The organism is Streptomyces odonnellii, assembly GCF_000981895.1.
GTDB lineage: Bacteria > Actinomycetota > Actinomycetes > Streptomycetales > Streptomycetaceae > Streptomyces > Streptomyces odonnellii.
The window spans coordinates 1-9,976 of sequence record NZ_LATD01000393.1 but is presented as its reverse complement, the minus strand read 5'-3'; the positions used below and the strand labels follow the sequence as shown (position 1 = coordinate 9,976).

Here is a 9,976-nt window from a genome sequence, read left to right as displayed (position 1 = left end):
AGCCTGCGACGGTGCCCGCCGAGCGGCCCTGAACGCCGCCCCGCCCGGCGAACGTGACGGGGCGGACACGTCCCGCGCGAGCAGCGCCGCCCGCCTCGCCGGGCCAGGGCGGTGCCGGCACGGACACCATTGGTGACTCTGTGTGCCGCCATGGCAGCACATAGTGCAAATGCGCGATTCTATGCCCGGGGCTGTGGCGTGTGCAGGCGGTTGCGGGAATACGCCGAGGCCCTCACGCGGCCGGGCTAGGCTCTCGCGAAACCCGCCGAGTTGACACGTAATCAGGCACTTGTTCCCAAAGTGCGATGAGCGTGCGAACGACCCGGTCTATGTCGACCGCCAGAGGAATCGCATGGTTCGTCCCGAAGCGCCCCCGAATGTTCAAGCGCCGCCCACCGTCCGCGCGTTGCTGGTTCCAGCGGCCCTGATGGTGGCGGCGACAGCCCTCGCGGTGACCGTGGCCGCCGACACCGCGCGGCTGCCGCTCGCGCTGTACGGGGCTGTCGCCACCGTCCTTGTCACCTGGTGCGCCGTCGAACTGTCCCGGCGCGGCAGGACCATCGGCGCACTCCACGAGCACTACGCCCACCGGCTCGCCCAGTTGGAGCGGCGCACAGCCGCCCATGACGAGGAGACCGTACGGCTCGGCAAGGAGCTGATGCCGGCGGCGATCCACCGTCTCCGCCAGGGCGAGTCGCCCGAGGAGGCGATACGGGCGGTCGTGGACGGCGACGAGCGCCACCGCGAACTGCCCGCCGCTCAGCGCTCCTTGCTCGGCTCCGTACTGCGGATCGTCGACGACGAGGAGGCCATGCGCGACTCCGCTCAGCGCTCGTTCGTGAACATCGCCCGCCGTGTCCAGGCCATCGTGCACCAACAGGCGGGCGAACTGCGAGAGATGGAGGAGCACCACGGCCGCGACCCCGATGTCTTCGACGATCTGCTCCGTATCGACCACGGCACCGCGCTGATCGGCCGGCTCGCCGACAGCATCGCCGTACTCGGCCGGGCCCGCCCCGGGCGCCAATGGCCCAGACCCGTGCCCCTGTTCAGTGTGCTGCGCGGGGCGATGTCCCGGATCCTGGAGTACCAGCGGGTCGATCTGCACTCCATCGCCAAGGTCGCCGTCGTCGGCACCGCCGTCGAACCGCTCATCCACGCCTGCGCCGAACTCCTCGACAACGCGACCCGCTACTCGCCACCGCAGACCCGTGTCCATGTCACCGCGGTCGAGGTCCAGACGGGGATCGCGATCGAGATCGAGGACGGCGGGGTCAGTCTCAGCGAGGAGGCACGGGCCAGGGCCGAGCGGATGCTCGCGCAGGCCCAGGCCGGCATCGACCTCAATGACCTTGGCGAGACACCGAGGCTCGGTATGGCCGTCGTCGGGCGGCTCTGCCAGATGTACGACCTTCAGGTCTCGCTCCGGCAGTCGGCGTACGGCGGGGTCAGGGCCGTCCTTGTCGTGCCGCGCGAATCCGTGACCACCGGACCCGCGCCGGGGATCGCGCATGGCATCGGCGCCGCCGCCGGGCCCCGGGGCGGCGCCGCCTCCGGACTCCCCGCCGAGGACGCACCGCGCCCCGGAGGACGGGCGCACCCCGAAAGGCGGGCGCCCGGGGCGGTCATCGGTCCGCAGTGGTCCGCCGGTCCGCGCCGGTCCGCGCCGGTCGTGGAGTCCCGGGCCTCCCGGGAGACCGTGGTGACGGAGTGGACGGAGAACGGGCTGCCGCAGCGGCGCAGCCGGGGCCGTGCCCCGCTCGGCTCCCACCGTCCCGCACTCCGGGCGGCCGCTCCGTACATCGAGGACGACCAGCGCAGCGGCGGCGACAGAGCGCGGGGGACCGGACCCCACGGAGCGCAGAGTGCCGCACCGGATTCGGCGCGGAGCACCGCACGCGACACCGCGCGGAGCAGCGCGCCTGAGAGCGCTTCCAACAGCGCATCCGGCCCCGGCATCTGGCTCGAAGCGTTCACCAGGGCGGTCAACGGCACGCCACAGGAGCCGCCCGCCGCGGCGGACGAACCGTCGGCCCGGCCACCGGACGACCCGCCGGCCGGACCCGGCAGCCATGGCGAATCCGACAACTTACGGGGCAAGGGAGATCTCAAGTGATCCAGCGGCACGCCGACTTGGACTGGATGCTCAAGGAACTGGCCGACGGAGTCCCGCAGATCCAGCAGATCGTGGTGCTCTCCGCGGACGGCCTCCGTGTGGCCCGGTACGGCGGCGACCCCGATGTCGCCGACCGCCTCGCCGCCGCGTGCGCCGGACTCCAGAGCCTGGCCGCCGCCGTCGCCGCCGAGATCCCCGGTACCGACGGGCGGATGCGGCTTGTCGTCATCGAGCTGGGCGGCGGCTTCTTCTATCTGATGGAGGCGGGCCCGGGCGCGTATCTCGCGGTCCTCGCCGACGAGACGGTCGACGCGGGCCTGGTGGGCGCCCGGATGCGGGACATGGTCGTACGGATCGGCGCCCATCTCACCAGTCCGCCGCGCCACGACGGGCAGGCCGGATGAGGACGCCTCCCCGGCGGGAACGCGGAAACCCCGAGGCGGACGCGGGGGACCCGGAGCGGCTGTATGTGATCACCGGCGGGCCCGGCGGCACCGAACGCGCCCCGCTCGACCTTGTCACCATGATCGTCGCGCGCGACGAACCGTCCCCGACGGTCCAGCCCGAACAGGCCGCCATCCTGCGGCTCTGCCGTGCCCCGCTGTCCGTGGCCGAGTTGTCCGCGTATCTCAGTCTCCCGTTCAGCGCGATGACCGTACTGCTGACGGAACTCCTCGCGACCGGACTGGTCGAATCGCGCGCACCTGTCGTGCGTGCCGCGCTCCCCGACCGGTCCCTCCTCGAAGCGGTGATGCATGGACTTCAGAGGCTCTGACCCGACCGACTCCGGCACGATCAGCGCGGGTTCCTCCTTCGACACGATTGACACGGGATCCTCCGGCGCGGTCAGCGCGGGCTCCTCCTCCGACGCGATCGGCAAGGGTCCCTGCGGCACCGTCCTGGGCCCTCGGAGCGAGGACATCCTGCCGACCACCGCGACCTCCGCGGTGAAGATCGTGATCGTGGGCGGTTTCGGGGTCGGCAAGACGACCATGGTGGGCTCGGTCAGCGAGATCCGGCCGCTCACCACCGAGGAGACCATGACCCGGGCGGGGGTCGGGGTGGACGACAACTCCGGTGTGGAGAGCAAGACCGCCACCACCGTCGCCATGGACTTCGGCCGGATCAGCATCACCGACCGCCTTGTCCTCTATCTCTTCGGCACCCCCGGCCAGGAGCGGTTCTGGTTCCTGTGGAACGGTCTCTTCGAAGGTGCGCTGGGGGCCGTCGTGCTGGTCGACACCCGGCGTCTCGAAGTGAGCTTCGACGTGATCGGACGCCTGGAGGAACGCGGCGTACCGTTCGTCGTCGCCGTCAACACCTTCCCCGACGCGCCGCACCACCCGGCCGAAGAGCTGCGCAAGGCCCTGGACCTGCCGGACGAGGTTCCGGTGGTCGACTGTGACGCGCGGCTGCGGGCCTCCTGCCGGGATGTCCTGCTGACGCTCACGCGCTATCTGTACGCGCTCTCCGTGCCCCCGGGCTGATCGCCGCCGATCCTCAAGTGCCGTGTCCTGTCCCGCAATGACCTTGTTTCTCTGATCCCGATCACCGGAGTGAGCGTGACCATCCCTTCCTCTCCCCAGCCCGGTTCCGGCGGACACGCGGCGCCGCCTCCCGGCTGCCCCGCCCACGGCCGGGCCGCGAGCCAAGAGCGAGGTACGAGCGGGCCGCGGCGGCTGTACGGACCCGAGGCCGAGAACGACCCCATGGGCCTGTACGAGAAGCTGCGCGCCGAACACGGTGCCGTCGCGCCCGTCCTGCTGCACGGCGACGTACCCGCCTGGCTCGTCCTCGGGCACGGCGAGAATCTGCATGTGACACGCACACCGTCGCAGTTCTCGCGGGACTCCCGGCGCTGGCGCGCGCTGCACGACGGCACCGCGCCCCCCGACCACCCCCTCGCACCCGTCTTCACCTGGCAGCCCCTCTGTGTCTTCGCGGACGGCGCCGAGCACGAACGGCTGCGCGGCGCGGTCACCGACGCCATCGCCCGTATCGACCACCGAGGCGTCCGCCGCCATATCAACCGCTACAGCAACCGGCTGATCAACGAGTTCTGCCGGGACGGCAGGGCCGATCTCGTCGGCCGCTTCGCCGAGCATCTCCCGATGATGGTGATGGCGCAGATCCTCGGTATGCCCGAGGAGTACAACGAGCGCCTGGTGCAGGCGGCCCGCGACATGATCAAGGGCACCGAGACCGCCAACGAGAGCAACGAGTATGTGATGACCGTGCTGCGCGGACTGGTCGCGCGGCGCCGGGCCGCGCCCGAGGAGGACTTCGCGAGCCGGCTGACCGGGCATCCGGCCGGGCTCACCGACGACGAGGTGGCGCAGCATCTGAGGCTGGTGCTCATCGCGGCGTACGAGACCACCGCCAACCTCATCGCGAATGTGCTGCGCATGGTGCTCACCGACCCCCGGTTCAGGGCACGGCTGAGCGGCGGTCATATGACCCTGCCCGAGGCGGTCGAGCAGACGCTGTGGGACGAGCCCCCGTTCACCACGATCTTCGGCCGCTGGGCGGTCGGCGACACCGAGCTGGGCGGCAAACGGATCAGGGCGGGCGACGCGCTGATCGTGGGGATCGCGGCGGCCAACGCGGATCCGGTGGTACGGCCGGACCCCGGCGCCTCCATGCGTGGCAACCGCGCCCATCTCGCCTTCAGCGGCGGCCCGCACGAGTGCCCTGGTCAGGACATCGGGCGCGCCATCGCCGACACCGGGATCGACGCGCTGCTGTTACGGCTGCCGGATCTCCAGCTCGCCGTGGAGGAACGGGAGTTGCGGTACAAGGCGGCGCTGATGTCCCGTCAGTTGCTGGAGCTGCCCGTGACCTTCGCGCCCCGGCCGCCGCAGGATGTCACCGGGCCGCCGAACGCGACACCTGCCGCGCGGCGGCCGCAGTGGCAGGTGGACTCGCCCCGGCCGGGCTCGATTCCCGTACCGGGGCAGGGACCGAGGCCAGGACCGAGGCCGGGACCGGCGCCGGGGCTGGGACCGGGGCTAGGAACGGGGGCGGCGCTGACGCCGGAGCCTGGACCCAGGTCGGGGCCTCAGCCTGGACCCGGGCCGAAGCCGGGGCCAGGGGCGGAGCCGCAGCCGGTGGATCCGTCGGCTCCGGTGCTCGCCGAGCCCCTCGCACCGGCCCCGGCCGGGCGTACCGAGAGCGCTCCCAGGCGTGCCTGGCGGGCGCTGAGCCGCTGGTGGCAAGGGAACTGACCGCCCCCGCCAACGGGGTTGGTCAGTGGGCCAGTTGGTCCCACCACCAGGAGATCGTGGGTATCGGAAGCGGCTCCGGGCTGTCGTCGGCCGGCTGCTGCTTCCACCACCCGCCGGGCCTCGCCCGCGGCCCGGACCGTACGGTGTAGCGCGGGCAGATCGACGCCCAGTCGAGATGACCCCGGACGAACTGGGCGAGACCGCCGACGTAACGGCGCAGATCGTTGTCCGCCTCCTTCAGCACCTGTGCGGTCAGCCGCTGGAAGAGCACCATCACCCGGTCCCGCATCGCCACCACCCGCACGAGAGCGCTCTGCGGCGAGATTCCGTGCTCCTGGCAGAGGACATCGATCAGATTGAGGTTGTCGCCGGCCCGCTCCAGCTCCTTGTTCCGTGAGTAGAGATCGTTGTCCCAGCTCACCAGGGTCCAGGTGATCTCCGTGAGCGCCCGTATCCGGGGGTCCTGCATATCCTCGTCGGCCACGGAGAAGCCGCCGACCACCTCGATCATCGCGGTGGAGGGCGCCATCCCGATGGCCCGCATCCACAGGGTGATGTAGTCGTCGAGCGACGGCAGTCCGGGGCTGCGCCGCCAGGACGCCTCCCACACCAGGCCCGAGGTGTAGACGCGCAGCGCCTCCGTCAGCCGGTGCAACTGACGTGCGGACGCGAACCGTTCGGCCTCCAGCCGGAGCCTGCGCAGCGCCGCCGTGTGCGGCGAGTCGCCGAACGCCCGCGCGGTGGGCGCCTCCACGGCACGCATGATGCGGGAGGTCTCCTGGGCGAGCAGATCCGCCGTGGCCCCGGACTCGTCGCACACACCGTCGTCCAGCGAGAACAGCACGGCGTGGAACCTGGCCATGAGGGAGAGCCGTTCGAGCGCCCCGTAGGGCATCGTCGACGCGGTCAGCCCGCCGAAGTCGCAGACGGCGAGCCGTTTGAGCTGACGTTCGTCGGTGTCGAGCCGCTGTTTGAGCATCCACTGTACGGTCCGGTCGTTGAGTGCCGCCACGGACGGATGCCGGGCGGGCGGGACCGGGCAGTAGAACGGCACAGCCGGGAGCTGCTGGACCAGACGCTGTCCCGAGACACAGGTCATGATCGGCCTCCTGTACGGCGAGGGGCGATTCGGACTGGGGCCTATATGCCCATGACGGAGCGTCAACAACTAGGCAATTGCCAACGGCCCAAAGGGAATTGACAGGTGGCTGAGCCGCGCCGAAGCGATCCGGTCCGGCCGTCCCGCGCTCGGACGCCCGCCCACGTGGCGAAATCCTTGCTGGCCGGAAATGCCCTCGCCGTGGCTGGTACGGGATGAGGAGCCTGTCCGGACCGGCATGGCTACGCCAATGGACGGTGGGGGAGTGAGACGGATGTACGGCCCCCGGCTCCGCGCGCCGGGGCGGCTCCGGATCCCGGCCCGCCGGTACGCCCGCTACGTCCGTACGCCGGTGGGCCGCTCCCGAGGAAGAGGCCCACCGGCCGGGGGCGCGCCGCCCCCGTCCCCACGGTGCGGCGCGGGCGGAACCGCCGTCGTCATCCACTGGGACGACGGCCCGCCGTTCATGAGGACGGGACGGCCTCCAGCCGGCGGGCCTCCGCGGAGAGCGCTCCCGGCGAAGCGCTCTCCGGCGGCACGGCCTCCGGCGATACGGACCTCCGCGCGTCCTGAGCACTCCGTCCGTCCTGAGCGGCGGTTTTCGGCGCCGTGGTCTCCAGCCCGAGTACCGGGAAGATCACCGCCTCCAGAAAGCGCGCCAGATACGCCTCGTCCGCGTTCCGCCCGTCCAGCACCGGCCGCGCCCGCATCACCCCGATGAGCTGCGCGGCCACGAACTCCACCGCCGGGTGGCCGGCCTCGATCTCGCCGCGCTCGACGGCGCGTCGCACCATGGCGTCGATCGCCGCGACCTCCGGTTCGACGACCGCCTCGCGCAACGCCCGCAGCAGCTCGGGATTCTGCAGGGCCGCGTGCCCGAGCGCGTGCTGAAGCGCGAGATCGCGCCCCGCGCTGTCTGCGGCGGCGCAGACCGCGGCCCGCAGATCACCGGCCAGGGTGCCGGTGTCGATGTCCGCGATCCGCACACAACGGGTGCCGCGCAGAGCGGCGGCGACGAGCTGGGGCTTGGTGCCCCACTGCCGGTAGAGGGTGGACTTGCCGCAGCGGGAGCGGGCCGCCACTCCCTCCATGGTCAGCGCCTCGTAGCCGCCCTCTCTGAGCAGGTCCAGAGCGGCCTCGTAGAACTCCAGCTCCCGTTCCGGTGTGATCTTGGAGCGGCGCTGCCGTGTCATCGTCTCTTCCCGTCCCTTCTCCCGTCCCCGCGGTGGGCGCTGTGATGGGCACTGTTGTGGGCACTGTGATGTTTGACGGTATCGATACGCCAGTGTACCGATACGGAAGCGTATCGGTACACTGGCGTATCGCTAGGGCGTGGTACCACCGCGTCACCGCACTACCACGCCGTCATACCGCGACGTGCTGTCCATGCAAGGGGGTCGGGTGAGACTCGCCCGCACAGGGCCCGCCGAACGGGAGCAGGACACTCCCGCCCGACCGCCCCTCGTACGTGAACTGCTCCTCGTCACCGCGCTCTTCCTCGTCTACAAACTCGGCAGGCAGGCGGCCACCGGCCATACCGAGGAGGCGTACCGCAACGCCGACCGCCTCTGGGGCTGGGAGCGCTCTCTGCACCTGCCGGACGAGGGCACCGTACAGAGTCTGCTGCTGCACAGCGGAACGCTCGTCGAGTCCGCCAACACCTACTACGCGGCCGTGCACTTCCCCGCCACACTGCTCTTTCTCGGCTATCTCTACTGGCACAGACCCGGCCACTACGTCTGGGCCCGGTGGGCCCTCGCCGCACTGACCGGTGCCGCGCTCGTCCTCCACGTACTGATGCCGCTCGCGCCGCCGAGGCTGGTCGAGGCGACCGGACTGGTGGACACGGGCCAGGTGTACGGGCCCTCGGTGTACGCCGAGACGCCGACGACCGACTCGGTGGCGAACCAGTTCGCGGCGATGCCCTCGCTCCATGTCGGCTGGGCCCTGATGGTGGCGATCGGGCTCATCGCCGCGAGCCGTTCACGCTGGCGCTGGCTCTGGCTGCTCCATCCGCTGATCACGTTGTTCGTGGTCATCGGCACGGCCAACCACTACTGGCTCGACACGATCGTGGCCGTCGTACTGCTGTCGGGCGTGCTGACCTGCGTCCACGCGCCGGGGCGGCGGGCTCCGGCCGTACGGTCCCATTCGGCCGTACGGGACGGGGCGGCGCGTCCGCGCCCGACGGCGGAGCCACGGCCGGAGGCGGCGAAGGAAGCGGAACCGGTACGGGTGCCCGTGGTCGTCTCGCTCATCGCGTCCGGCCTTCCCGCAGGAATCGTGCCGCTCATCCCGTCGCCGGGCGTCGTGCCGGTCATCGCCTCGGGCCTCGCGTCGGGAACGGCCCGATGAACGGCGAGACGGTGGCCGCTGTCGCGCTGTCGCTGGTCTCCGCCGTCGCGTACGCCGCCGCGGCCGTGGCGCAGGAGCGGCTCGCCGCGCGCACGGCGCCCAAGGCCGGACTGCTCGCTCTGCTGGGCAGCGTCGCCTGGTGGTCGGCGGTCGGGCTGAACGCGTCCGGCGCGCTGCTGCATGTCGTGGCCCTGGCCTACGGTCCGCTCACCGTCGTCCAGCCGCTGGGCGCGCTCACCCTGGTCGCCGCCGTACCGCTGGGCGCGCGCCGGGCCGGGCGGCAGGTCAGCCGGGAGGAGTGGCGCGGTACGGCGCTCACTCTCGTCGGCCTGACGGCGATACTGGTCGCTGCGGCGGGCGCCGACACGGAACCGGACGAGACCCTCACCCTGGTGCAGGCGCTCGGGGTGGCGGGTGTCGCGCTGGCGCTGGTCGCGCTGCTCTGCCGGCCCGGCGCCCGGCCCGGACTCCGGCACGCGGCGGCCTCCGGCATCATCTCGGGTGTCGCCTCGGCCCTCACCCAGACCGTGACGGTCGCCGCCGCGGCCCATGGCCGGGTGGGGGAGGAAGGCGACGCTGACATACTGCCGCTGTGGCAGGTCGCGGCCGTGGCCCTGGTGGTCGCGGCCCTCGCGTCGGGTGGGCTGCTGCTCTCCCAGACCGCCTACCGCGGCGGACTGGGCGCTCCCCTCGCGATGCTGACGCTGGCCAACCCGGTCGCCGCGGCGGCCATAGGAGTCATCCTCCTGGGCGAACGCCTCCAGGGCGGTGCGCCAGGGATCGCGGCGGCGCTGGCCGGCGCGGTGGCCGCGGCGCGGGGAGTCGTCCTGCTGTCGCGCTCGTCGGCGGCACGGCTGCTGGAGGGGGCGGGCCTGGAACCACCGCTGGATACGAGCCGTGCCCCGGGCGTCGCCGCAGGCATGACACTGGAGGCGGATCCGGTCCCGGAACCGGCCGAGGCTCAGGGCCTGCCGCAAGACCTTCCGCCGGACCCGTCGCGGGAACGCAGGCCCGAGCCCGGCTCCGTACCGTCACTGGCGCCCGGCACCCCCGCGCCCGGCACTCCCGAACGCGGCGGAGCCCTCACCCGTCCGGCCGCGCGCCGGCTCACCGTTCTCGGCGCACCCGGCCCCGTGATGCTGCTCCCCGGGGCGTTCGCCCTGCAAGTCCCCCGTCCCCGCA

The 9,976-nt window shown here is 72.0% G+C and carries 7 protein-coding genes and 2 pseudogenes; 7 read left to right on the top strand and 2 right to left on the bottom strand.

The window, feature by feature from the left end:
- Window positions 1–352: 352 nt before the first annotated feature.
- The 5 genes from WH07_RS30870 to WH07_RS30850 all read left to right on the top strand — a co-directional run bounded on the left by WH07_RS30870 (window position 353) and on the right by WH07_RS30850 (window position 5,340).
- Window positions 353–2,116, top strand: a complete 1,764-nt coding sequence (locus WH07_RS30870) for a sensor histidine kinase (RefSeq protein WP_079023703.1) — start codon at window positions 353–355, stop codon at window positions 2,114–2,116.
- 26 nt (window positions 2,117–2,142) lie between these two features.
- Entirely contained in the window at window positions 2,143–2,520 is a 378-nt protein-coding gene (locus WH07_RS30865) for a roadblock/LC7 domain-containing protein (protein ID WP_408645963.1), read from the top strand.
- On the top strand, window positions 2,517–2,891 hold the full coding sequence (locus WH07_RS30860; protein WP_046507313.1) for a DUF742 domain-containing protein: 375 nt from the start codon (window positions 2,517–2,519) through the stop codon (window positions 2,889–2,891). Before WH07_RS30865 ends, WH07_RS30860 begins: the two co-directional genes overlap by 4 nt.
- Window positions 2,872–3,603 carry a GTP-binding protein gene (locus tag WH07_RS30855; RefSeq protein ID WP_079023702.1) on the top strand — a complete coding sequence of 244 codons (732 nt, stop codon included), beginning with the start codon at window positions 2,872–2,874 and terminating at the stop codon, window positions 3,601–3,603. The genes WH07_RS30860 and WH07_RS30855 overlap by 20 nt, the downstream gene beginning before the upstream one ends.
- A 75-nt stretch (window positions 3,604–3,678) precedes the next feature.
- The gene (locus tag WH07_RS30850) at window positions 3,679–5,340 is read left to right on the top strand and encodes a cytochrome P450 (RefSeq protein ID WP_046507311.1); all 1,662 of its coding nucleotides are present in this window, start codon (window positions 3,679–3,681) and stop codon (window positions 5,338–5,340) included.
- 22 nt (window positions 5,341–5,362) lie between these two features.
- On the opposite strand, the gene WH07_RS39140 is transcribed toward WH07_RS30850, so the two are convergent.
- Both WH07_RS39140 and WH07_RS30840 read right to left on the bottom strand, forming a co-directional pair.
- A complete protein-coding gene (locus WH07_RS39140) occupies window positions 5,363–6,439 on the bottom strand; it encodes a terpene synthase family protein (RefSeq protein WP_046507306.1) in 1,077 nt (358 codons plus the stop codon).
- A gap of 596 nt (window positions 6,440–7,035) precedes the next feature.
- Window positions 7,036–7,632: pseudogene (locus WH07_RS30840) on the bottom strand (TetR/AcrR family transcriptional regulator); the annotation flags it as partial.
- A 208-nt stretch (window positions 7,633–7,840) separates the two neighbouring features.
- Between WH07_RS30840 and WH07_RS30835 the strand changes: the two are divergent.
- Both WH07_RS30835 and WH07_RS30830 read left to right on the top strand, forming a co-directional pair.
- Window positions 7,841–8,794 (top strand): phosphatase PAP2 family protein, encoded by a 954-nt coding sequence (locus tag WH07_RS30835; protein WP_079023699.1) that lies wholly within the window; start codon window positions 7,841–7,843, stop codon window positions 8,792–8,794.
- Window positions 8,791–9,789 (top strand): annotated as a pseudogene (locus tag WH07_RS30830) (DMT family transporter); the annotation flags it as partial. The gene WH07_RS30835 and the pseudogene WH07_RS30830, both read left to right, overlap by 4 nt.
- Window positions 9,790–9,976: the final 187 nt, after the last annotated feature.

Bases quoted from the DNA above. Each gene is read 5' to 3' on its own strand.
- WH07_RS30865 (WP_408645963.1), top strand. From the start codon at position 2,143: ATGCTCAAGGAACTGGCCGACGGAGTCCCGCAGATCCAGCAGATCGTG.
- WH07_RS30870 (WP_079023703.1), top strand. From the start codon at position 353: ATGGTTCGTCCCGAAGCGCCCCCGAATGTTCAAGCGCCGCCCACCGTC.
- WH07_RS30855 (WP_079023702.1), top strand. From the start codon at position 2,872: ATGGACTTCAGAGGCTCTGACCCGACCGACTCCGGCACGATCAGCGCG.
- WH07_RS30860 (WP_046507313.1), top strand. From the start codon at position 2,517: ATGAGGACGCCTCCCCGGCGGGAACGCGGAAACCCCGAGGCGGACGCG.
- WH07_RS39140 (WP_046507306.1), bottom strand. From the start codon at position 6,439: ATGACCTGTGTCTCGGGACAGCGTCTGGTCCAGCAGCTCCCGGCTGTG.